Source organism: Variovorax sp. V118 (genome assembly GCF_041154445.1).
In the GTDB taxonomy this organism is placed as follows: domain Bacteria; phylum Pseudomonadota; class Gammaproteobacteria; order Burkholderiales; family Burkholderiaceae_C; genus Variovorax; species Variovorax boronicumulans.
Genome location: NZ_AP028663.1, coordinates 738,396 through 759,587 on the forward strand (window position 1 = coordinate 738,396; position 21,192 = coordinate 759,587).

Sequence of the window (21,192 nt, forward strand, 5' to 3'; positions counted from 1 at the left end):
GGTAGCCCTCCAGCTCGTCGTGCAGCGCCTGCAGCACGGTGTCGCCGGTGGCGGCGATCTGCTGCTGCAGCCGCTCCAGCAGGTGCGTGCGCCATTGCGCCAGGTTCGCGATGCGCGGCGCCCTCGGGGTGCAGGCTCAGGCGCAGCACGTTGATGGGCGGTTTCAGTAGTTCGGCCGAGCAGCCTTCCATGAGCAGCGGCACCAGCGCGTTGTGCGCCACCAGGTTCCAGTGCCGGTCCACGGCCAGCGCGGGGAAGGGCTCGTGGCCCTTCAGCACGAGGTCGATGGCGCGGCGCGCCGAGGCCATGGCCGGGTCGTCGAGCGAGCGCTGGCGGTACATGGGCGCGAAGCCGGCGGCCACCAGCAGCGCGTTGCGCTCGCGCAGCGGCACGTCGAGCCGCTCGGCCAGGCGCAGCACCATCTCGCGGCTGGGCGCGGCGCGGCCGGTTTCCACGTAGCTCAGGTGACGGGTCGAGACCTCGGCCTCCTGCGCCAGGTCGAGCTGGCTCAGGCGGCGGTGGGTGCGCCAGTGCCGCAGGTGGGCGCCGAACGGATCGCGCGCGCCGGGCAGGCCGGCGGCGGCGGCCTTGGACGAATGGGTGCGGGGGGTGTTCATGGAGCCGCATTCTGGCGCGGCGGCGGTGCGGCGCCATGACCTCCCAGGTCATCGACGCAATCCACGTCCGGCGGAATCATCGACCCCAACGCAGCAGGACTGGCCTGCAGCGTACCCACCCAGGAGATTCACATGTCTGTTTTCGCTTCCCCCCGCTTCCTGTCGAACGTGATGTGGGCCGATGCCGCTTCGTGCGCCGCGACCGGCGCGCTGCAGGTGGCGTTCACCGACGTCCTTGCCTCCCTGACCGGCCTGCCGGCCTGGCTGCTCATGGGCACCGGCGTGTTCCTGCTGGCCTACGCAGCAGCCGCCGCCTTCATGGCCAGCCGCACCACGCCGCCGCGCACGCTGATCGGCCTCGTGATCGTCGGCAACTTCGCCTGGGCGGTGGCCTGCGTGGCCCTCCTGGTGAGCGGCGTGTTCGCGGTCACCGCGCTGGGAATGGCCTGGGTGCTGGCGCAGGCGCTGTGCGTGGTCGTGCTGGCCGAGCTGCAATTCACCGGGCTGCGCCGCACCCGGGCCAGTGCCCACATGGCGATGGCCTGAACGCCTGACGACCGTCCGCTCCACGCCCGCCGCACCCCGTGCGGCGGGCGTTTTCGCTATGAGAACGATAGTTCCGGGAGAGCCCGACAAGGAAGACCGACTACAGCCACTGACATTGAACCTCGCTATCCTTGAGAGGCTTCCACGAACACACAGGAGTCTTCTCATGGCCAAAGCCCCGGCGCACGCGTTTGCGTCCACCCTCAAGACCTTCAAGACCGCGTCGGGCAAGTCCGGCAAGTACTGGTCGCTGAAGGAACTGGCCAAGCAGTACCCCTCGGTGGAGCGCCTGCCGGTGTCGATCCGCATCGTGCTCGAGTCGGTGCTGCGCAACTGCGACGGCCAGAAGGTGTCGGCCAAGCACGTCGAGGAGCTGGCCCACTGGGCGCCCAACGCCGAGCGCACCGACGAAATTCCCTTTGTCGTCACCCGCGTGGTGCTGCAGGACTTCACCGGCGTGCCGCTCCTGGCCGACCTGGCCGCCATGCGCAGCGTGGCCGCCAAGCTGAACAAGTCGCCCAAGACCATCGAGCCGCTGGTGCCCGTCGACCTGGTGGTCGACCACTCGGTGATGGTCGACTACTACGGCACGCCCAAGGCGCTCGACCTGAACATGAAGCTGGAGTTCCAGCGCAACAACGAGCGCTACCAGTTCATGAAGTGGGGCATGCAGGCCTTCGACACCTTCGGCGTCGTGCCGCCGGGCTTCGGCATCGTGCACCAGGTCAACCTCGAGTACTTTGCGCGCGGCGTCTACAAGAGCCCGGCCGACAAGAGCGACACGCCGGTGTACTACCCCGACTCGCTGGTGGGCACCGACAGCCACACCACCATGATCAACGGCATCGGCGTGGTCGGCTGGGGCGTGGGCGGCATCGAGGCCGAGGCCGCCATGCTGGGCCAGCCGGTCTACATGCTCACGCCTGACGTGGTGGGCTTCGAGCTCACCGGCAAGCTGCGCGAAGGCGTCACGGCCACCGACCTGGTGCTGTACGTCACCTCGATCCTGCGGGCCGAAAAGGTGGTGGGCAAGTTCGTCGAGTTCTTCGGCCCCGGTGCCGCGTCCATCGCCGTGCCCGACCGCGCCACCATCGGCAACATGGCGCCCGAGTACGGCGCCACCATGGGCTTCTTCCCGGTCGACGAGATGACCGTGGCGTACTTCGAAGGTACCGGCCGCACCAAGGAGGAAGTGGAGCGCTTCGCCGCCTACTACAAGGCGCAGGGCCTGTTCGGCATGCCCGCGCCGGGCGACATCGACTACACCAAGGTCGTCAAGCTCGACCTGGGGACCGTCTCGCCCAGCCTGGCCGGCCCCAAGCGCCCGCAGGACCGCATCAACCTGGGCGACCTGTCGACCAAATTCGCCGAGCTGTACAGCAAGCCCAACGACGCCAACGGCTTCAACCAGCCGGCCGACAAGCTCAAGCAGCGCTACGCGCTGACGCGCGAAGGCCAGAGCGGCGACACCGAAGTGCCCCCGCCGCCGCCCGGCTCGCCGCGCCCGGTCATCGAGATGGTGGCCAACCGCTCGACCAAGGCCGCGGCCCACACCAGCGCCACGGCGCCGTCGGCGCCCAAGGGCGACGTCACCATCGGCAACGGCGACGTGCTCATTGCGGCCATCACCTCGTGCACCAACACCTCCAACCCGAGCGTGATGCTCGCGGCCGGCATCCTGGCCAAGAAGGCGGTGGAAGCGGGCCTGAAGGTGCAGCCGCACATCAAGACCTCGCTGGCCCCGGGCTCGCGCATCGTCACCGAATACCTCGAGAAGGCGGGCCTGCTGCCGTACCTGGAGAAGCTGGGCTTCTACCTCGCGGGCTACGGCTGCACCACCTGCATCGGCAATGCCGGCGACCTCACGCCCGAGATCAACGAAGCCATCACCAAGAACGACCTCATCGGTGCGGCCGTGCTCTCGGGCAACCGCAACTTCGAGGCGCGCATCCACCCGAACCTGAAGGCCAACTTCCTGGCCTCGCCGCCGCTGGTGGTGGCCTTCGCCATCGCGGGCAACGTGATGACCGACCTCATGACCCAGCCCGTGGGCAAGGGCAAGGGCGGCAAGGACGTGTACCTGGGCGACATCTGGCCCACGCCGAAGGAGATCGACGACAACCTGCGCTTCGCGATGAACGCCAAGTCGTTCCGCGCGAACTACGAGAAGGTCAAGAGCGATCCGGGCAAGTTCTGGACGAGCATCAAGGGCACGACCGGCCAGGTCTACGACTGGCCCACCTCGACCTACATCGCCGAGCCGCCGTTCTTCGAAGGCTTCCAGATGCAGCCGCACGCGTCGGACGCGGGCATCCAGGGCGCGCGCGTCATGGCGCTGTTCGGCGACTCGATCACCACCGACCACATCTCGCCGGCCGGCTCCATCAAGGAAAGCTCGCCCGCGGGCATCTGGCTCAAGGCGCACGGCGTGCCCAAGGCCGACTTCAACAGCTACGGCTCGCGCCGCGGCAACCACGACGTGATGGTGCGCGGCACCTTCGCCAACGTGCGCATCAAGAACCTGATGATTCCGCCGGACGCCAACGGCACGCAGGAAGAGGGCGGCGTCACGCTGTTCCAGCCGGGCGGCGAAAAGATGTTCATCTACGACGCCGCCATGAAGTACATGGCAGCGGGCACGCCCACCATCGTGTTCGGCGGCGAGGAGTACGGCACCGGCTCGTCGCGCGACTGGGCCGCCAAGGGCACGCAGCTGCTGGGCATCAAGGCCGTGGTGGCGCGCAGCTTCGAGCGCATCCACCGCGCCAACCTGGTCGGCATGGGCGTGCTGCCGCTGCAGTTCCGCGGCGCCGATTCGTGGCAGACGCTGGGCCTCACGGGCGAGGAAAAGATCGACGTCGTGATCGGCGGCGAACTCAAGCCGCAGATGGATGTGAAGCTGGTCGTGCACCGCGCCGACGGCAGCCACCAGGAGGTGACGGTGCGCCTGCGCATCGACACGCCGATCGAGGTCGACTACTACAAGCACGGCGGCATCCTGCCGTTCGTGCTGCGGCAGCTGCTGGCGGCCTGACGGGCTGGGTTTGATCCGCGTCGGGCTCATCTCCGACACCCACGGCCTGCTGCGCCCGCAGGCCGTGGCGGCCTTGCAGGGCAGCGACTTCATCGTGCACGGCGGGGACATCGGCGACGCCGGCATCCTCGACGCACTCGCCGCGATCGCGCCGCTGACGGTGGTGCGCGGCAACAACGACCGCGAGGCGTGGGCCGGGGTCGTTCCAGAGACGGCATTCCTGAAGGTCGGCGACGTGCATGTCTACGCGATCCACGACCTTTCTCAGATCGACATCGACCCCGCCGGTGCCGGCGTGCGTGTCGTGATCTCCGGCCACTCGCACAAACCCAAGGTCGAAGAACGCGACGGCGTGCTCTACGTCAACCCGGGCAGCGCCGGCCCGCGCCGATTCAAGCTGCCTATCGCCGTGGCCGAGCTGATCGTCGATGGCGACACGGTCAGCGCGCGCATCGTCGAACTGCCCCTGTGAGCGGGGCGGGGCCGAATACCCATAATTGAGAATAAATCTTATTTGATGGGGTATCCTCGGGCCGTTCTTTGAAAAATGCACCACATCGGGGCATTTTCAAAGAACGTTCTTCTGTTCCGAGATGCTCATTCCCTTTCTCATCATGCTGCGCGAAGGCATCGAGGCCGCGCTGATCGTCGGCATTGTTGCCAGTTACCTGAAACAAAGCGGTCGCGGCGTGCTGATGCCCGCGGTGTGGGTCGGCGTGCTGCTGGCCACCGCGCTGTCGCTGTTCGCCGGCGCCGGCCTGCAACTGCTGGCGGCCGAGTTTCCGCAGAAGCAGCAGGAGCTGTTCGAAGGCGTGGTCGGGCTCATCGCCGTGGTCATGCTGACCACGATGGTGTTCTGGATGCGCAAGGCGGCCCGCTCCATCAAGGGCGAGCTGCACGCGTCGATCGACAAGGCGCTGACGCAGCATGCCGACGGGCAGGGCTGGGCGCTCATCGGCATGGTGTTCCTGGCGGTCGCGCGCGAGGGGCTGGAGTCGGTCTTCTTCCTGCTGGCCGTGTTCCAGCAGAGCACCGGCTGGGAAGCGCCCGTGGGCGCGCTCGCGGGCATCGCCGTGTCGGTGGTGGTCGGCTGGGGCATCTATTCGGGCGGCGTGCGGCTCGACCTGCGCCGCTTCTTCCGCTTCACGGGCCTGTTCATCCTGCTGGTCGCGGCCGGGCTGCTCGCGGGCGTGCTGCGCAAGCTGCACGAGGCCGGCGTGTGGAACCAGCTGCAGACCGTGGTGTTCGACATGAGCGAAACCCTGCCGATGGACAGCCCCGTGGGCGCCGTGCTGTCGGGCCTGCTGGGCTACCAGGCCGCGCCCGTGGTGGGCGAGGTGATCGTCTACCTGGCCTTCCTGGCCGTGGCCCTGTTCTTCTTCCTGCGCCCGGCGGCTGCTGCGGCGCCGCGCACGGCCACCGCCGGCTGATTTCTTTCCTCCATGTCTTCTTCCTCTTCTTCGCCATCGACGCTCATGCGCGTCGCCGTGGGCGCCTCGGCGCTGCTGGTCGTCGCCGGCCTCGCGGCCTTCTGGTACGCCTCGAACCAGGCGCGCAAGGCGCCGCCCAAGACGGTCGACCACGCCGTCACCGTCACGATCCGCGGCAACGCTTGCGAGCCGAACGAGATCACCGTGCCCGCGGGGCGCACGACCTTCACCATCGTCAACCAGTCGAACCGCGCGCTCGAGTGGGAAATTCTCGACGGCGTGATGGTGGTGGAAGAGCGCGAGAACATCGCGCCCGGTTTCTCGCAGACCATGACGGTCAAGCTCTCGCCGGGCGACTTCGCCATCACCTGCGGCCTGCTGAGCAACCCGCGCGGCAAGCTGCACGTCACGCCGTCGGCGGCCTCGCTGGCCGAGGAGGCGCGGCCCTCGCTCGTCAACTACGTGGGCGCGCTGGCCGAGTACCAGGTGTTCCTGCGGCTGGAGGCCGCCACGCTCGACGACGCGGTGCGCGCGCTGGCCGATGCCGTCAAGGTCGGCGACCTGGCGCAGGCGCGCGCTTTCTACGCGTCGGCCCACCAGGCCTACAAGCGCATCGAGCCGATGGCCGAGCTGTTCGCCGACCTCGATGCGCGCATCAACGCCCGCGCCGACTACTTCGAGAAGCGCGAGGCCGACCCGGGCTTCAGCGGCTTCCACCGCATCGAGTACGCGCTGTACGGCCAGGGCGACGCGAAGGCACTGGCACCGGTCCTCGACCAGCTGCTGGCCGACACCGAGACGCTGCAGGCGCGCCTGCGCGAGCTGAGCGTGCCGCCCGAACGGCTCGCCAGCGCCGCCTCGAAGCTGCTGCGCCGCGTGGCCGACAACCTGCCCGCCGGCGGCGAAGACCACTACGGCCACGCCGAGCTGGTGAACCTGCAGGGCAGCTACGAAGGCACGAAGAAGATCGCCGACCTGCTGCAGCCGCTGCTCGTGAAGGCCGCGCCCGCGCAGCAGAAGGCCGTGGACGAGCGCTTTGCCGCCTTCGACACCGCGCTGGCGCCGTACCGCGCCGGCGAAGGCTTTCAGCCCGCGCCGCTGGACGACGCGCAGCGCCAGGCGCTGGCCGTGCCCGTGCGTGCGCTGGCCGAGGAACTGGGCAAGGTGAACGCCGCGCTCGGTCTGGAATGAGTTGAGAGAGAACGACGACCCCATGGAACCGACGAAGAAGAACGACCCCGTCGCGGGACATCCCGCCTCGCCGCACCGCCGCCGCATGCTCGGCGCCGCGGGCGTGGCCTTTGCCGGGCTCGCCGCCAGCGCGCGCGCCGGCGCGGCCATTCCGGGCACGCCCGACACCGGTGCGCAGGTCACCGACGCGCCGCAGAGCACCCACACGCAAGACCGCGTGCCCTTCCGCGGCAAGCACCAGGCAGGCGTCGTCACGCCGCGCCCGACGGCCGGCATGATCGCCTCGTTTTACGTGCTGGCCGAGAACCGCGCCGACCTGGAGCGGCTGATGCGCACGCTCACCGAGCGCATCGCCTTTCTCACGCAGGGCGGCCCGCAGACCGACCCCGACCCCAAGCTGCCGCCTGCGGGCTCCGGCATCCTCGGCCCGGTGGTGCAGCCCGACGGGCTGACCGTGACCGTGTCGGTCGGTGCCTCGCTGTTCGACGAGCGCTTCGGCCTCGACAAGAAGAAGCCGCTGCGCCTGAAGCCGATGCAGCGCCATCCGAACGACGCGCTCGACGCCGCGCTGTGCCACGGCGACCTGTCGATCCAGTTCTGCGCCAACACGCCCGACACCAACATCCACGCGCTGCGCGACATCATCAAGAACACGCCCGACCTGCTGGTGCTGCACTGGAAGCAGGAAGGCTCCGTGCCGCCGATCCCGGCCGTGGCGGGCCAGCCCGCGGAGAGCGCGCGCAACTTCCTCGGTTTTCGCGACGGTTCGGCCAACCCCGACTCGGCCGACGACACGCTCATGAACAAGCACGTCTGGGTGCAGCCGAATGGCGACGAGCCCGCCTGGGCCGTGGGCGGCAGCTACCAGGCGGTGCGCATCATCCGCAACTTCGTCGAGCGCTGGGACCGCACGCCGCTGCAGGAGCAGGAGGCCATCATGGGTCGGCTCAAGCCCAGCGGCGCGCCACTGGACGGCGGCAAGACCGAGCACGACGTGCCCGACTACACGAAGGACCCCGAAGGCAAGGCGACGCCGATGGACGCGCACATCCGCCTGGCGAACCCGCGCACCAAGGCCTCGGACGCCAACCTGATGCTGCGCCGGCCCTTCAACTATTCGAACGGCGTCACCAAGTCGGGCCAGCTCGAGATGGGCCTGCTGTTCATCTGCTACCAGGCCGACCTCGAGAAGGGCTTTGTCGCCGTGCAGACCCGCCTCGATGGCGAGCCGCTCGAGGAATACATCAAGCCCATCGGCGGCGGCTTCTTCTTCACGCTGCCCGGCGTGCAGGGCGTCGACGACTGGCTCGGGCGCAGCCTGCTGGCCGCCTGAGCCTTGCTTTCCCTTTTCATCACCACCGCACCGCATCCAAGGAGATCCATGACCGTGCAGTTTCGCCGCCGCTTCCTCGCCGCTTTCGTCGCAGGCTTTGCCGGGCTCTACGCCGTCGGCGCGCAGGCCGCCGTGTCGCCACTCGAGCTGGTCGGTCCGATCTCGGACTACAAGATCTACGTGACGCAGAACGTGCGCAAGCTGGCGGCCGACGTGCGCGTGTTCACCGCCGCCGTGAAGGCCGGCGACATCGAGAAGGCCAAGAAGCTCTACGCGCCCACGCGCACCAGCTACGAACGCGTGGAGCCCGTGGCCGAGCTGTTCACCGACCTCGACCAGTCGATCGACTCGCGCGCAGACGACCACGAGAAGGCCGAGAAAGACCCGGCCTTCATCGGCTTCCACCGCATCGAGTACAGCCTGTGGACGCTCAAGAGCACCAAGGACCTGAACCCCGTGGCCGACAAGCTGCTGGCCGACGTGCTCGAGCTGCAAAAGCGCCTGGGCGCGCTGACCTTCCCGCCCGAGAAGGTCGTGGGCGGCGCCGCCGTGCTGATGGAAGAGGTGGCCGCCACCAAGATCTCCGGCGAGGAGAACCGCTACAGCCACACCGACCTGTGGGACTTCCAGTCGAACTTCGAGGGCGCCTACAAGATCGTCGAGCTGCTGCGCCCGCTGGTCGTGAAGCAGGACAAGCCGTTCGCCGAGAAGGCCGACGCCAACTTCAAGGTGGTGTTCGACACGCTGGCCAAGTACCGCACGGCCGACGGCGGCTTCGAAACCTATTCGAAGCTCACCGAGCGCGACCGCAAGATGCTGGCCGGCCGGGTGAACACGCTGGCTGAAGACCTGTCGAAGCTGCGCGGGATGCTGGGACTGAACTGAGTCCGGCCCCGGGGGCGCTGATTTCCGCCTGACCCATCACTTTTTGGGGTTGGTCAGGTTTTCGCGAGTGAGAATTGCTAGCATCTGGCTTTTGCTTACTGGCGTGCCCCGGGGTTTCCGGGGGGCGCACCTCCACCGTGCGAAACAACGACCTCGGCGCAGCGCCGACCACCACCGCGCTGAGCCTCGACCAGCTTCCGTCCCATCAGTGGGCCACCGTGCTCGACGTGGCCCGCCCCGACAGCGCGGACGACCGCGAGCTGGTGCTGCGCCTGACCGAAATCGGCTTCGTGCCGGGCGAGGCCGTGCGCATCGTCGCCACGGGCACCCCGGGCCGCGAGCCGCTGGCCGTGCGCCTGGGCCACACCACCTTCGCGCTGCGCCGCCACGAGGCCGCGCTGATCCACGTCACGCCGGGGGCCGCGAACCATGGTTGAAGCCGTCATCCAGGGGCCGGGCCGTCTCGGTGCCACCGCGCAGCCCGCGCGCATCGCGCTGCTGGGCAACCCCAACTGCGGCAAGACCGCGCTCTTCAACCTGCTGACCGGCAGCCGCCAGAAGGTCGCCAACTACGCCGGCGTGACCGTCGAGCGCAAGGAAGGCACGCTGCGCACGCCGACCGGCCGCCGCGTGTTCGTGCTCGACCTGCCGGGCGCCTACAGCCTGAACGCCCTGAGCGCCGACGAAGCCGTCACGCGCGACATCGTCACCGGCCAGGCGCAGGAAGCGCTGCCCGACCTGCTCGTGTGCGTGACCGACGCCACCAACCTGCGCCTGAACCTGCGGCTGGTGCTCGAAGCGCGCCAGCTCGGCCTGCCGATGGTGGTGGCGCTCAACATGACCGACATGGCCAAGAAGCAGGGCATCACGGTCGACACGGCCGTGCTCTCGCGCGAACTCGGCGTGCCGGTGATCGAGACCGTGGGCGTGCACACCGGCGGCGCGAAGAACCTGCTCGAGGCGCTCGACGCACCGGTCGCCGCAGCGGCGCCCCAGCCCTGGAAGGCACCCGGGCTGGACGACGTGCTCGCCACGCAGCGCGAGGTGCGCCGCATCCTCGGCCTGGCCGTGAAGGAGCCCGTGGGCAGCCTGGACACCAGCGACCGCATCGACCGCGTCGTGATGCACCCGGTGTGGGGCATGCTGGTGCTGGCCGTCACCATGTTCCTGATGTTCCAGGCCGTGTTCAGCTGGGCCAACGTGCCGATGGACGCCATCAAGGCCGGCACCGAAGGGCTGGGCAACCTCATCAAGACGCACATGCCCGAAGGCATGCTGCAGAGCCTGCTGGTCGACGGCGTGATCGCGGGCGTGGGCGGCGTGATCGTGTTCCTGCCGCAGATCCTGATCCTGTTCCTGTTCATCCTGGCGCTCGAAGACTCCGGCTACCTGCCGCGCGCGGCCTTCCTGCTCGACCGCCTGATGGGCACCGTGGGCCTGTCGGGCCGCTCGTTCATTCCGCTGCTGTCGAGCTTTGCCTGCGCCATTCCGGGCGTGATGGCCACGCGCACCATCAGCAACTGGCGCGACCGCATCACGACCATCATGATCGCGCCGCTCATGACCTGCTCGGCGCGGCTGCCGGTGTATGCGCTGCTCATTGCGGCCTTCATTCCGGCGCGCGAGGTGGGGGGCATCTTCAACCTGCAGGGCGTGGTGCTGTTCGCGCTGTATGTGTTCGGCATCGTCTCGGCGATGGCCGTGGCCTGGGTGATGAAGCGCTTTCGCGACAGCACGCGGCACTCACCGCTCTTGATGGAACTGCCGGCTTACCGCTGGCCGAACCCGCGCAACCTGCTGCTGGGTTTGTATGAGCGGGCCTGGATCTTCATCCAGCGCGTGGGCACGATCATCCTCACGCTCACGATCCTGCTGTGGTTTTTGTCGACCTTCCCGTCGCCGCCCGAAGGCGCGACCGGCCCCGCCATCCAGTACAGCCTGGCCGGCATGATCGGCCGCGGGCTGGAGCACATCTTCGCGCCCATCGGCTTCAACTGGCAGATCTCCATCGCGCTGGTGCCGGGCATGGCCGCACGCGAAGTCGCGGTGGGCGCGCTGGGCACGGTGTACGCGCTCTCGGCCACCGGCGACGACGTGGCCAGTGCGCTGGAGCCGCTCATCGCCGGCAGCTGGTCGCTGGCGACGGCGCTGTCGCTGCTGGTCTGGTACGTGTTCGCGCCGCAGTGCATCTCGACGCTGGCGGCCGTCAAGCGCGAAACCGGCTCCTGGAAATACGTGTGGATCATGGCGGGCTACTTGTTCGCCCTGGCATACGTGGCATGCTTCTTGACCTATCGCATTGCACTCGCTTTCGGCGCGGGGTAAAACCACAGGGAAAGGGTTGAAGAAGACATGACACAGCAACTGATCGTCGGATTGATCGTCGCGGCCGCCGCGCTCTACGCGGTCTGGCGCTGGATGCCTGCCGGCTGGCGCCGTGGCGCCGCGCGCAAGTTCGCGGCCGGCACGCAGCGCGCGGGCCTCATCGATCAGGCCCGCGCCGATCAACTCGCTGCCTCGCTGGCCAAGACCTCGGGCTGCGGCTCGTGCGACAGCTGCGGCAGCTGTGCCCCCAAGAAACCCGCTGGCGCCGACCCGGCCGACAGCCACAGCCCTGCGCTGACTTCCACCACGCCCAGCACCGGACGCTGAGTCCGATGCCCGCGCACATCCTCGTCGCCGGGGGCGGGATCGGGGGGCTGGCCACGGCGCTGGCGCTGTCCCGCGCTCACCACCGCGCCGACGTCTTCGAACAGGCCGCCGACTTCGGCGAAATCGGCGCCGGCGTGCAGCTCGGCCCCAACGCCACCCGCCGCCTTCAACAACTCGACCTCGGCCGCGGCCTCGCCGCCATTGCGGCGCGCCCCGAGGCGCTGGTGGTCCACAGCGCCGGCAGCGGCGCCGAACTGGCCCGCATGCCGCTGGGCGATGCCATGCAGCAGCGCTACGGCGCGCCGTACTGCTGCGTGCACCGCGCCGACCTGCACACGCTGCTGCTCGATGCCGTGCGCGCGCAGGGCACGGGCTCGCTGGTCACGGCCGCGCGCATCCGCCAAGTCGAGACCAGCGACGACCTCGTCTGCGTCTCGAGCACCGACGCGCGCGCGTGGGAGGGCGAGGCGCTGGTGGGGGCCGACGGCCTGTGGAGCCTAGTGCGGGCGCAGCTCGAATCTGCATCTGCTGAAGTGCCGCCGCGCGTGACCGGGCATACGGCGTGGCGTGCGCTGGTGCGGCAGGCTGACCTGCCTGCGGCGCTGCGCCGCTCGCGCGTCGATGTGTGGCTCGGGCCGCGTTTGCATGCGGTCGCGTACCCGGTGCGCGCGGGGGATGCGCTCAACGTCGTCGTGATTGCCGAATCTGCACCGGCTGGCGATGCGCGCGATTGGGATCAGGCCAGCAGCCTTGTCGCGCTGAAGCAGGCGATGGGTCGCAGCTGTGCGAGCCTTCAGTCATTGCTCGACGCGATGCCGAGTTGGCGTGCGTGGACGCTGAGCGATCGGGCGCCTGTGGCCGGACCTGGCGACATGGCGCATGAGCGTGTCGCGCTGGTGGGTGATGCTGCGCATCCGATGGTGCCGTACCTTGCGCAAGGGGCGGGCATGGCGATCGAGGATGCGATCGCGTTGGCGGATGCCTTGGGCGATACCTCGGCGCTGGGTGTGCCGGCTGCGTTCGCGCGTTATGCCGAGGCGCGCTGGGAACGCAATGCGCAGGTGCAGGCGAGGGCGCGTCGCAATGGCGAGATCTTTCATGCCACGGGTGCGGTGCGCTTCGGGCGCGACGTGGCGATGCGCTTGCTGGGCTCCCGGTTGCTCGATCAGCCCTGGCTGTACGGCGGTTGATCCAGGGCGCGTGCCCAGGCCACCGGGTACTTCCCTCCGCGAATGTCCCCCGGCCTGCGGCCTCCTCCTTAATTTCGCTGCGGGAAGCACCCAGTGTCCTGGGCACGAGGGGCGCGGTCGCTGTGCTGGCCGATCAACAGCTGCACTGCCCAGCGTTCAGGCCGATGGGGTGCCTTGCGCAGCGAAATTAAGGAGGAGGGGCGAAGCCCCGGGGGACATTCGCGGAGCAAGGTGCCCCGTCGGCGTGAGCGTCGCCCTGAAAAAATCAGAGCCGGAACGTCTGCAGATGCTCGATGCGCTCAGCAAGACCTTCCTGCCCCAGGTAATGCCCCTGCGTCCCATCGCGCATCTGCGCGAGCGTGGTTTCCAGTTCGACCAACATCGCGTCGCGATCCGCCACGAAGGCCGGCGGCACGTCGATGCCGATCTGCGTGCAGGCGTCGGCGATCAGGTGCGCGCTGGCGGGCGCACCGCAGGCTGCGCACTTCACGATGGCCGCCACGGTCGGCTCGGCGCCGTTGTCCAGCAGGGCGCTCGTGAGTTCGGGCGAAATCTGGCCGTCGATGTTGCGCAGCACGTCGGGCGCGACCGGTGCGCCCGCGCGCACCAGCGCCGCCGCGGCGGCGAAGGCGCTGTGTCCCACGGCCACGTCGGTGGCGAGCGCGCTGCCTTGCTGCGGGCCTTCGAAGTTCAGGCCCGCGGCGGCGAGTTCAGCGACCAGTGCGGCGTCGTCGGTCGCGATGGCGTGGCGCAGTGCCGCGCGTGCGAGCGCCGGGTGATGGCGCAGCGTGCCGTCGGCCAGCGGCGTGCGCCAGTCGACGATGGCGCGGCAATAGAAGGTGACCAGCTTGTCCATCAGGTCGAGGTCCAGCCCGTAGCCTTCGTGGCGGTCGTCGAGGTAGGCGAGCAGCGCCTGCCCCGAGAAGTAGTCGCCCGTCGGCGCCAGCGGGTCTTCGTCGAGGTGCAGCGCCGCGAAGGCGCCGTACAGGTCGGCCGCGACGGGGCTCAGGCCGTCTTCGTGCAGCGCGTGCGTCCAGGCCGGCGGCAGGCCCTGCTTCCACGCGATGACCTGGCCATGCGTGGCGCCGGGCTCGACCACCGCGTAGACGCGGTCGCAGTACTCGAAGCCGCCGAAGGGCAGGTGCGTGAGCTTGCCGCTCCAGGGCGTGCCGCTGTCTTCGGCCGCTTCCTCGGCGAGCTCCTGCTCATGCTCGATCCAGCCCTGCAGGTCGCGGTAGCCGTCGCTGCCGTCCCAGAACAGCTCCGACCAGGTGACGCTCTCGACGTTGCCGTTCATCGGCAACGCCAGGTCATAGTCGAGGCGCCCGCCCGCCGTGTGCTGCCACAGCGCGACCAGCGCTTCGGGCAGCGGGCCGGCGCATAGCGCCTGCACCGCGTCGATCTGCTGCTGCGGCATCGGCGGCTGCGCGTCGAAGATCACGCGATCGGCGAACAGCACGACGCCATGTTCGCGCAGGGTGGAGAGCTCTTCGACAGAGAACGAGGTGTTGTTGTTCATGGCAGCAGCCTCCGTGTTCTCCAAAATGTAGCGCTTTGCGCCGATGGAGCAACCCTCGTTCGCCCGGGGCTGCTGCAAGCCCCTGCATGACGCACTACAGATCGGTGCGCAGCTTCCAGATCTCGGGGAACAGCACCACGTCGAGCATCTTGCGCAGGTAGCTCACGCCGCCCGTGCCGCCGGTGCCGCGCTTGAAGCCGATCACGCGCTCGACCGTGGTCACATGGCGGAAGCGCCAGAGGCGGAAGGCGTCTTCGAGGTCGGTGAGTTTTTCGCCGAGCTGGTACAGGTCCCAGTGGTCGTGCGGGTTGCGATAGACCGTGAGCCAGGCGGCCTCGACGCCGTCGCTCGATTCGTAGGGCTGGGTCCAGTCGCGCTCCAGGCGGTCGGCGGGCACGGGCAGGCCGTGGCGTGCGAGCAGGCGCAGCGACTCGTCGTACAGCGAGGGCGCGCGGTAGGCCGCGTCCACCTGCGCGAGCAGGTCGGCGCGGTGCGCGTGGGGCTTGAGCATGGCGGCGTTCTTGTTGCCGAGCAGGAACTCGATGCAGCGGTACTGCGCGCTCTGGAAGCCGCTGGAATTGGCGAGGTAGGGGCGCATCGCCGTGTACTCGGGCGGCGTCATGGTCGAGAGCACGGTCCAGGCGCTCACCAGTTGTTCCATGATGCGGCTCACGCGCGCGAGCATCTTGAAGGCGTCGGGCAGCTGCTCCTGCGCGATGCAGCGCACGGCGGCGTGCAGTTCGTGCAGCATGAGCTTCATCCAGAGCTCGCTGGTCTGGTGCTGCACGATGAACAGCATCTCGTCGTGCGCGGGCGACAGCGGGTGCTGCGCGTTCAGGATCTCGTCGAGGTGCAGGTAGTCGCCGTAGCTCATGGACTTGCTGAAGTCCAGCTGCGCCTTCTCTTCGTGGACGATGGACTCGGGGGTCTTGTTGTTGTCGTTGTCGGTGCTCATGTCACTGCGTTCTTGCGGTTGAATTCAGCGCGTCGCCACTCGCCGGTCTCGAGCACCTGCACGAGGTGTTCGACCGAGTGCCACACGTCCTCGAAGCCGACATACAGCGGCGTGAAGCCGAAGCGCAGGATGTCGGGCATCTGCGAATCGCCGGCGCGGTAGTCGCCGATCACGCCGCGCGCGATCAGCGCCTGCACGATGGCGTAGGCGCCTTCCTCGCGGCTGAGGCACACCTGCGAGCCGCGCAGCGCGTGCTCGCGCGGCGTGACGAGCGACAGGCCTTGTCCTGCGCAGCGTTGCTCGACCAATTGGATGAACAGGTCGGTGAGCGCGAGCGACTTGGTGCGCAGCGCGGCCATCGCGCCACCGGTGCCGTTGAAGGCCTCGGCGGCGAGCACGGTGTCGAGGCCGCATTCGAGGCCGGCCAAGGCGATGACCGGTTGCGTGCCGCACAGGTAGCGGCCGACGCCCGGGGCAGGGCGGTAGTGCGGCGTGAACTCGAAGGGCGCCGCGTGGCCCCACCAGCCCGACAGCGGCTGCTCGAACTGGCCTGCGTGCTTCGTGTTCACCCAGGCGAAGGCCGGCGCGCCGGGGCCGCCGTTGAGGTACTTGTAGCCGCAGCCGATCGCGTAGTCGGCGTCGCTGTCGTTGAGCGCCACGGGCACGGCGCCCGCGCTGTGCGCCAGGTCCCACACGGTGAGCGCGCCCGCGGCGTGCGCGGCCGCGGTGACGGCCTTCATGTCGTGCATGGCACCGGTGCGGTAGTTGACGTGCGTGAGCATCAGCACGGCGACTTCGTCGGTCAGCGCGGTGGCCAGTTCGCTCGCATCGATCAGCTTCAGCGTGAAGCCGCGTTCACGGCACAGCGATTCGGCGATGTACAGGTCGGTCGGGAAGTTGCTGCGTTCGCTCACCACCAGCTTGCGGCCGCTCGCCTTCTGCTGCGAGAGCGCGGCGAACAGCACCTTGTAGAGATTGACCGACGTGCTGTCGGTGCAAACCACCTCGCCCGGCGCGGCGCCGATCAGGCGGGCCACCTTGTCGCCCAGGCGCTGCGGCAGGTCGAACCAGCTCGCGGTGTTCCACGAGCGGATCAGGCCTTCGCCCCATTCCTTGGCCACCACGTCGGCGATGCGCGCGGGCGCGGCCTTGGGCAGCACGCCGAGCGAGTTGCCGTCGAGGTAGAGCACGCCCTCGGGGAGGGTGAATTGGTCGCGCAGGGCGCGCAGCGGGTCTTGCGCGTCGAGGGCGCGGCAGTCGGCGAGGGTCGTCGTCATGGAGGGGCGGGTTTCAGCGGGGAAGTTCGCGCAGCACGGCGCGCACGGGGGAGGCATCGGCGCTCGCCAGCTTCAGCGGCAGCGCGATGAGTTCGTAGTCGCCCTCGGGCACGTCGTCGAGCACGAGGTTCTCGAGCACGCGCAGGTCGAGGTGGCGGATGCGCTGGTGGCTGTCGAGCGTCTTGCTGTCGGCCGGGTCGATGCTGGCGGTGTCGATGCCGATGAGCTTCACGCCCATGGCGGCCAGGCGCTCGACGGTGGCGGGCGCATAGGCCGCGAGCTGCGGGTCCCAGCGGTCGACGGGCATGGCCGGGTAGGTGCGCACGAGCACGCGCGGGGGCAGCGTGTCGTTCACGGCATGCGCGATGTGCTCCCAGGTGACCAGCGGGCCGCGGCCGATCGCGTGGATCACGCGGCAGGGGCCGAGGAAGGGCGTGAGGTCGACCTGGCCGATGGTCTGGCCCTCGGGGGCGTAGTGCAGCGGCGCGTCGGCATGGGTGCCCACGTGCGGCGACAGCGTGATCGCGCTCACGTTGACCGGGCAGCCGGGGCCGATGGTGGCGCACCACTGCTGCGAATACGGCGTGTCGCCCGGGAACACCGGGCTGCCGGCGTGCACGGGGGCGGAGATGTCCCAGAGTCGGAGCGGGGCGGTCATGGCGGGCGGCAGGGCGAAGGAAGAAAAAGGGCAGTGTGGGCCGGTTGGTGTCGGTCCACAAGGGGCCGTCGGGTGCCGAATGCTATGCGCAGTGACTGCCTTGAGTCGAGAAGTTATCCGTCAATCATCGAAAGATTGAATAATCTATTCAATCGACAGGAAGTGGAGAACAAATCATGCAAGCCGACCTCGATCGAACCGACCTCCAGCTGCTGCGCGCGCTGCAGGACAACGCCCGCCTGACCTCGGGCGAGCTGGCGCAGATGGCGCACCTGTCGCAATCGCCGTGCTGGCGCCGGGTGAAGAAGCTGGAGGACGACGGCGTGATCGGCGGCTACCACGCGGGCCTGAACCGGCGCGCGCTGGGCTTTGGCGTGCTGGCCTTCGTGATGGTCGGCATCGACCACCAGACCGAGATCTCGTCGCGCGCCTTCGAGGACGCGGTGTGCGCCATTCCCGAGGTGGTGATGTTCCACGGCATCTCGGGGCCGGCGGATTTCATCCTCGTGGTGGTTGCGAAGGACCTCGATGCGTATTCCGACCTGCTGCAGCGCAAGCTGCACCGCCTGCCGGGCGTGCGCCACGTGCAGACACATTTCTCGCTGCAGGAGTTCAAGGGGCAACTCGGTGGGCTGCCGGTGCCCGTGGCCTGAGAAGGTGTGAATAAACCTACTGCGCGCCCCGATCTCGCATCTGCGGTCCTCACCGTACGCGTGTACGGTTCCGGTCCTCGATGCGACCTCGGGGCGCTCGCTACGGTTTCTTCACACCTTCTGGGCCGTCAGTGCAGCTCGTCGGACAGCATCGGCAGCCCATGCCGCAGTCGCGCGCGCTGGCAGGCGTCGCTGCCGGCCTGCAGCTCGTGGCAGGGGTTGGGTCGCCATTCGTAGATGCCGCAGGCCACCGCCTGGCCGATCTTGCCGGTGAGCGCGGCGCAACGCGGCGGCGTGTGGTCGGTGCCGCGCATGCGGCACAGGGCGTCGTTCACGTCGACCGCCAGACCCGAGGGCACCCGGCCCCCGTGGTCGTCGAGTTCGTGCACGCTGAAGTCGACGCGGTAGCTGGCGCAGCAGGCGCCGCAGGTCTGGCAGGGATTCATGGGGCGAGCAGCGCGGCGTCACGCACGCGCTGCAGCATGCGGCGGCGGATCAGCCCGCTCGCGGGTCGTATCAGCAGCCAGTAGGCGGTGAAGCGGCGCTGCGCGGCGGCATCGCCACACCAGACCCGGGTGCGCGTGGTGAGCCGCGTGCCTGTGCCTTCGGGCTCGGCCGTGAAGTGAAGCACCAGCTTGGCCAGGCCCGTGGCGTCGAGCGCGGCGAAGGCCGGGCCGTCGGCCAGCGGGACCAGGCCGTAGTCGAAGCGCCAGAAGCGGCCGGCCAGGCCGAAGGCCAGTTCGCGCTCGCCGTCGCGCCCCAGCGGCGTGAAGTCGGCAAAACCGAAGGCCTCGCGCTGGCGCAGCGTGGGCGCGGCCAGCCCGAGCCGGCTGGCCAGCCGGTTCGGCAGTTCGCGCAGCGCGATCAGGCTGCGCGCCACGGGGTCGTCGGTGATCTCGGGCCGGGCCGCCACGTCGAGCACGCGCGCGGGCGACGCGGGCACGTGGAGGCTGTGCGTCTCCGCGAACTGGTAGCGCGGCAGGTAGCGGTTCATCAGCTCCATGCGGCGCCTGGGTGGTTCAGCGGTTCGGTGTCTGTCAGAGCCTGCCGAGCAGCAGGAACTCCATCAGCGCTTTTTGCGCGTGCAGGCGGTTCTCGGCCTCGTCCCACACGACCGACTGCGGGCCGTCGATGACCTCGGCCTGCACTTCCTCGCCGCGGTGCGCGGGCAGGCAGTGCATGAAGAGGGCGTCGGTCTGGGCGATGCGCATCATGTCCTCGTCGACGCACCAGTCGGCAAAAGCCTTGCGGCGCGCCTCGTTCTCGGCCTCGTAGCCCATGCTGGTCCACACGTCGGTGGTGACGAGGTCGGCGCCGCGGCAGGCTTCCATCGGGTCCTTGAAGACCTTGTAGCTGTCGCCCGAGCGGATGCCGGCGATCGACTGGTCGACCTCGTAGCCGCTGGGCGTGCTCACGTGCACGGTGAAGCCCAGGATCTCGGCGGCCTGCAGCCAGGTGTTGGCCATGTTGTTGCCGTCGCCGACCCACGCCACCGTCTTGCCTTGGATCGAGCCGCGGTGCTCGATGTAGGTGAAGATGTCCGCCAGGATCTGGCAGGGGTGGAACTCGTTGGTCAGGCCGTTGATGACGGGCACGCGCGAGTGCGCGGCGAAGGCGTCGATCTTGGTCTGCTCGTAGGTGCGGATCATCACCAGGTCGACCATGCGGCTGATGACCTTGGCGCTGTCCTCGATGGGCTCGGCGCGGCCCAGCTGGCTGTCGCCCGTGGTCAGGTGCACCACGCTGCCGCCGAGCTGGTACATGCCGGCCTCAAAGCTCACGCGGGTGCGCGTGCTGGCCTTCTCGAAGATCATGGCCAGCGTGCGGTCGGTCAGCGGCTGGTGCTTTTCGTAGGTCTTGAACTTCTTCTTGATGATCGCCATGCGATCGAAGAGGTAGACGTACTCGTCGGCCGTGAGGTCCGAGAACTGCAGGTAGTGGCGCAGGGCGTTCGGTGCGGCGGCGGTCGTCATTGCGCAACGGGCTCCGAGAGGAAGGTTTTGACGATCGGCGCGAGAATCGCAACGATCTCGTCGGCTTCGGCAATGCTCAGGATGAGCGGCGGCACGAGGCGGATCACCTTGTCGGCCGTCACGCTCAGCAGCAGGCCGGCGTCGCAGGCGCGGTTCAGGATCACGCCGCAGGGGCGGTCGAGCTCGATGCCGAGCATCAGGCCCTGGCCGCGGATTTCCTTCACGCCCGGCAGGCTGCCGATTTCGCGCTCCAGCGCGGCCTTCAGGTGGGCGCCGACGGTGGCGGCGTTCTCGAGCAGCTTGTGCTCTTCCATGATGCGGATGGTTTCCACACCGGCGCGCATCGCCAGCGGGTTGCCGCCGAAGGTGGTGCCGTGGTTGCCGGGGCCGAAGATGTTGGCGGCCTTGGGGCCGGCCACGACGGCGCCGATCGGCACGCCTGAGCCCAGGCCCTTGGCCAGCGGCATCACGTCGGGCTTGATGCCCGCCCACTGGTGGGCGAACCACTTGCCGGTGCGGCCCATGCCGCACTGCACTTCGTCGATCATCATGAGCCAGTCGCGCTCGTCGCACAGCGCGCGCACTTGCTTGAGGTAGTCGACGCGCATCGGGTTGATGCCGCCTTCGCCCTGGATGGTTTCGAAGAACACGGCGACCACGTTGGGGTTGCCTTCGGTGGCCTTCTTGAGCGCCTCGATGTCGTTCAGCGGCACGCGAATGAAGCCTTCGACCAGCGGGCCGAAGCCGGCCTGCACCTTGGGGTTGCCGGTGGCCGACAGCGTGGCGATGCTGCGGCCGTGGAAGGCGGCTTCGTAGACGACGATCTCGGGGCGCTCGATGCCCTTGTCGTGGCCGAACTTGCGCGCCAGTTTCAGGGCCGCTTCGTTGGCTTCCAGGCCGGTGCAGCAGAAGAAGGCGTTGGTCAGGCCCGACAGCTCGGTGAGCTTGGTGGCCAGCTGTTCCTGGCCGGTCACGTGGTAGTAGTTGGAGCTGTGGATCAGCTTGGTCAGCTGGTCCTGCAGGGCGGGCACCAGCTCGGGGTGGTTGTGGCCCAGCGTGTTGACGGCAATGCCGCCCAGACCGTCGAGATAGGCCTTGCCCGTGGTGTCCCAGACTCGGCAGCCCTGGCCGTGCGACAGCGCGATCGGCAGGCGACCGTAGGTGTTCATGACGTGGGGCGAGGTGGGTTGCTGGGCGGTGGCGCTCATTCGGTACTCCAGATAGGGAACACGAATTCTAGGCGTGCGATTTGACGGCTTCGTTGAGGATTCCGCATCAC

20 protein-coding genes and 1 pseudogene are annotated in these 21,192 nt (G+C 68.7%); 12 read left to right on the top strand and 9 right to left on the bottom strand.

Annotated elements, in window-relative coordinates; translation table 11 throughout:
- Window positions 1-2 precede the first annotated feature (2 nt).
- Window positions 3-617 (bottom strand): annotated as a pseudogene (locus ACAM52_RS03325) (helix-turn-helix domain-containing protein); the annotation flags it as partial.
- A 132-nt stretch (window positions 618-749) separates the two neighbouring features.
- Between ACAM52_RS03325 and ACAM52_RS03330 the strand changes: the two are divergent.
- The 11 genes from ACAM52_RS03330 (at window position 750) to ACAM52_RS03380 (ending at window position 12,878) form a co-directional block, all read left to right on the top strand.
- Window positions 750-1,163: a hypothetical protein gene (locus ACAM52_RS03330; protein WP_369646111.1), complete on the top strand. Its 414-nt coding sequence runs from the start codon at window positions 750-752 to the stop codon at window positions 1,161-1,163.
- Between the two features lie 166 nt (window positions 1,164-1,329).
- A complete protein-coding gene (locus tag ACAM52_RS03335) occupies window positions 1,330-4,197 on the top strand; it encodes an aconitate hydratase (RefSeq protein WP_159275666.1) in 2,868 nt (955 codons plus the stop codon).
- A gap of 10 nt (window positions 4,198-4,207) precedes the next feature.
- On the top strand, window positions 4,208-4,669 hold the full coding sequence (locus ACAM52_RS03340) for a metallophosphoesterase (RefSeq protein WP_369646112.1): 462 nt from the start codon (window positions 4,208-4,210) through the stop codon (window positions 4,667-4,669).
- 121 nt (window positions 4,670-4,790) lie between these two features.
- Window positions 4,791-5,627 (top strand): iron uptake transporter permease EfeU, encoded by an 837-nt coding sequence (gene efeU / locus ACAM52_RS03345; RefSeq protein ID WP_369646113.1) that lies wholly within the window; start codon window positions 4,791-4,793, stop codon window positions 5,625-5,627.
- Window positions 5,628-5,639: 12 nt separating this feature from the next.
- Window positions 5,640-6,818, top strand: coding sequence for an iron uptake system protein EfeO (efeO, locus tag ACAM52_RS03350; RefSeq protein ID WP_369646114.1), 1,179 nt, complete (start codon window positions 5,640-5,642; stop codon window positions 6,816-6,818).
- 22 nt (window positions 6,819-6,840) lie between these two features.
- Window positions 6,841-8,151 (top strand): iron uptake transporter deferrochelatase/peroxidase subunit, encoded by a 1,311-nt coding sequence (gene efeB, locus ACAM52_RS03355; RefSeq protein WP_369646115.1) that lies wholly within the window; start codon window positions 6,841-6,843, stop codon window positions 8,149-8,151.
- 48 nt (window positions 8,152-8,199) lie between these two features.
- Window positions 8,200-9,036 (top strand): iron uptake system protein EfeO, encoded by an 837-nt coding sequence (gene efeO, locus ACAM52_RS03360; protein WP_082818180.1) that lies wholly within the window; start codon window positions 8,200-8,202, stop codon window positions 9,034-9,036.
- 137 nt (window positions 9,037-9,173) lie between these two features.
- Window positions 9,174-9,473, top strand: coding sequence for a FeoA family protein (locus ACAM52_RS03365; RefSeq protein ID WP_070062301.1), 300 nt, complete (start codon window positions 9,174-9,176; stop codon window positions 9,471-9,473).
- Window positions 9,466-11,361 carry a ferrous iron transport protein B gene (feoB, locus tag ACAM52_RS03370; protein WP_369646116.1) on the top strand — a complete coding sequence of 632 codons (1,896 nt, stop codon included), beginning with the start codon at window positions 9,466-9,468 and terminating at the stop codon, window positions 11,359-11,361. Before ACAM52_RS03365 ends, feoB begins: the two co-directional genes overlap by 8 nt.
- Window positions 11,362-11,388: 27 nt before the next feature.
- Window positions 11,389-11,688: a DUF6587 family protein gene (locus tag ACAM52_RS03375; protein WP_369646117.1), complete on the top strand. Its 300-nt coding sequence runs from the start codon at window positions 11,389-11,391 to the stop codon at window positions 11,686-11,688.
- A gap of 5 nt (window positions 11,689-11,693) precedes the next feature.
- Window positions 11,694-12,878, top strand: a complete 1,185-nt coding sequence (locus ACAM52_RS03380) for an FAD-dependent monooxygenase (RefSeq protein WP_369646118.1) — start codon at window positions 11,694-11,696, stop codon at window positions 12,876-12,878.
- A gap of 265 nt (window positions 12,879-13,143) precedes the next feature.
- On the opposite strand, the gene ACAM52_RS03385 is transcribed toward ACAM52_RS03380, so the two are convergent.
- The 4 genes from ACAM52_RS03385 to kynB form a co-directional block, all read right to left on the bottom strand.
- Window positions 13,144-14,397 carry an SMI1/KNR4 family protein gene (locus ACAM52_RS03385; RefSeq protein ID WP_369646119.1) on the bottom strand — a complete coding sequence of 418 codons (1,254 nt, stop codon included), beginning with the start codon at window positions 14,395-14,397 and terminating at the stop codon, window positions 13,144-13,146.
- A 94-nt stretch (window positions 14,398-14,491) separates the two neighbouring features.
- Window positions 14,492-15,352, bottom strand: a complete 861-nt coding sequence (gene kynA, locus ACAM52_RS03390; RefSeq protein ID WP_369646120.1) for a tryptophan 2,3-dioxygenase — start codon at window positions 15,350-15,352, stop codon at window positions 14,492-14,494.
- Window positions 15,349-16,629: a kynureninase gene (gene kynU / locus ACAM52_RS03395; protein ID WP_369646121.1), complete on the bottom strand. Its 1,281-nt coding sequence runs from the start codon at window positions 16,627-16,629 to the stop codon at window positions 15,349-15,351. The genes kynA and kynU overlap by 4 nt, the downstream gene beginning before the upstream one ends.
- A gap of 13 nt (window positions 16,630-16,642) precedes the next feature.
- Complete coding sequence (gene kynB, locus ACAM52_RS03400) at window positions 16,643-17,287, bottom strand: arylformamidase (protein ID WP_369646122.1); 645 nt, start codon at window positions 17,285-17,287, stop codon at window positions 16,643-16,645.
- Window positions 17,288-17,463: 176 nt separating this feature from the next.
- Between kynB and ACAM52_RS03405 the strand changes: the two genes are divergently transcribed.
- Window positions 17,464-17,940 carry an Lrp/AsnC family transcriptional regulator gene (locus tag ACAM52_RS03405; RefSeq protein ID WP_062477192.1) on the top strand — a complete coding sequence of 159 codons (477 nt, stop codon included), beginning with the start codon at window positions 17,464-17,466 and terminating at the stop codon, window positions 17,938-17,940.
- A gap of 128 nt (window positions 17,941-18,068) precedes the next feature.
- Here ACAM52_RS03405 and ACAM52_RS03410 read toward each other — a convergent pair whose 3' ends face one another.
- Genes ACAM52_RS03410 through ACAM52_RS03425 form a run of 4 tightly spaced genes read right to left on the bottom strand, consistent with a single transcriptional unit; the run spans window position 18,069 to window position 21,121 of the window.
- Window positions 18,069-18,386: a YkgJ family cysteine cluster protein gene (locus ACAM52_RS03410; RefSeq protein ID WP_369646123.1), complete on the bottom strand. Its 318-nt coding sequence runs from the start codon at window positions 18,384-18,386 to the stop codon at window positions 18,069-18,071.
- Window positions 18,383-18,943, bottom strand: coding sequence for a hypothetical protein (locus ACAM52_RS03415; protein ID WP_369646124.1), 561 nt, complete (start codon window positions 18,941-18,943; stop codon window positions 18,383-18,385). Before ACAM52_RS03415 ends, ACAM52_RS03410 begins: the two co-directional genes overlap by 4 nt.
- A gap of 34 nt (window positions 18,944-18,977) precedes the next feature.
- A complete protein-coding gene (argF, locus tag ACAM52_RS03420) occupies window positions 18,978-19,913 on the bottom strand; it encodes an ornithine carbamoyltransferase (RefSeq protein ID WP_070062309.1) in 936 nt (311 codons plus the stop codon).
- Window positions 19,910-21,121: an aspartate aminotransferase family protein gene (locus ACAM52_RS03425; protein WP_369646125.1), complete on the bottom strand. Its 1,212-nt coding sequence runs from the start codon at window positions 21,119-21,121 to the stop codon at window positions 19,910-19,912. Before ACAM52_RS03425 ends, argF begins: the two co-directional genes overlap by 4 nt.
- Window positions 21,122-21,192: the final 71 nt, after the last annotated feature.

Excerpts from the sequence above, each read along its gene's own strand:
- ACAM52_RS03375 (WP_369646117.1), top strand. The coding sequence starts at position 11,389 with ATGACACAGCAACTGATCGTCGGATTGATCGTCGCGGCCGCCGCGCTC.
- efeO (WP_082818180.1), top strand. The coding sequence starts at position 8,200 with ATGACCGTGCAGTTTCGCCGCCGCTTCCTCGCCGCTTTCGTCGCAGGC.
- kynB (WP_369646122.1), bottom strand. The coding sequence starts at position 17,287 with ATGACCGCCCCGCTCCGACTCTGGGACATCTCCGCCCCCGTGCACGCC.
- ACAM52_RS03335 (WP_159275666.1), top strand. The coding sequence starts at position 1,330 with ATGGCCAAAGCCCCGGCGCACGCGTTTGCGTCCACCCTCAAGACCTTC.
- ACAM52_RS03330 (WP_369646111.1), top strand. The coding sequence starts at position 750 with ATGTCTGTTTTCGCTTCCCCCCGCTTCCTGTCGAACGTGATGTGGGCC.
- feoB (WP_369646116.1), top strand. The coding sequence starts at position 9,466 with ATGGTTGAAGCCGTCATCCAGGGGCCGGGCCGTCTCGGTGCCACCGCG.
- ACAM52_RS03385 (WP_369646119.1), bottom strand. The coding sequence starts at position 14,397 with ATGAACAACAACACCTCGTTCTCTGTCGAAGAGCTCTCCACCCTGCGC.
- ACAM52_RS03415 (WP_369646124.1), bottom strand. The coding sequence starts at position 18,943 with ATGGAGCTGATGAACCGCTACCTGCCGCGCTACCAGTTCGCGGAGACG.
- efeU (WP_369646113.1), top strand. The coding sequence starts at position 4,791 with ATGCTCATTCCCTTTCTCATCATGCTGCGCGAAGGCATCGAGGCCGCG.
- kynU (WP_369646121.1), bottom strand. The coding sequence starts at position 16,629 with ATGACGACGACCCTCGCCGACTGCCGCGCCCTCGACGCGCAAGACCCG.
- efeB (WP_369646115.1), top strand. The coding sequence starts at position 6,841 with ATGGAACCGACGAAGAAGAACGACCCCGTCGCGGGACATCCCGCCTCG.
- ACAM52_RS03380 (WP_369646118.1), top strand. The coding sequence starts at position 11,694 with ATGCCCGCGCACATCCTCGTCGCCGGGGGCGGGATCGGGGGGCTGGCC.
- ACAM52_RS03425 (WP_369646125.1), bottom strand. The coding sequence starts at position 21,121 with ATGAGCGCCACCGCCCAGCAACCCACCTCGCCCCACGTCATGAACACC.
- ACAM52_RS03405 (WP_062477192.1), top strand. The coding sequence starts at position 17,464 with ATGCAAGCCGACCTCGATCGAACCGACCTCCAGCTGCTGCGCGCGCTG.
- argF (WP_070062309.1), bottom strand. The coding sequence starts at position 19,913 with ATGACGACCGCCGCCGCACCGAACGCCCTGCGCCACTACCTGCAGTTC.
- efeO (WP_369646114.1), top strand. The coding sequence starts at position 5,640 with ATGTCTTCTTCCTCTTCTTCGCCATCGACGCTCATGCGCGTCGCCGTG.
- kynA (WP_369646120.1), bottom strand. The coding sequence starts at position 15,352 with ATGAGCACCGACAACGACAACAACAAGACCCCCGAGTCCATCGTCCAC.
- ACAM52_RS03410 (WP_369646123.1), bottom strand. The coding sequence starts at position 18,386 with ATGAATCCCTGCCAGACCTGCGGCGCCTGCTGCGCCAGCTACCGCGTC.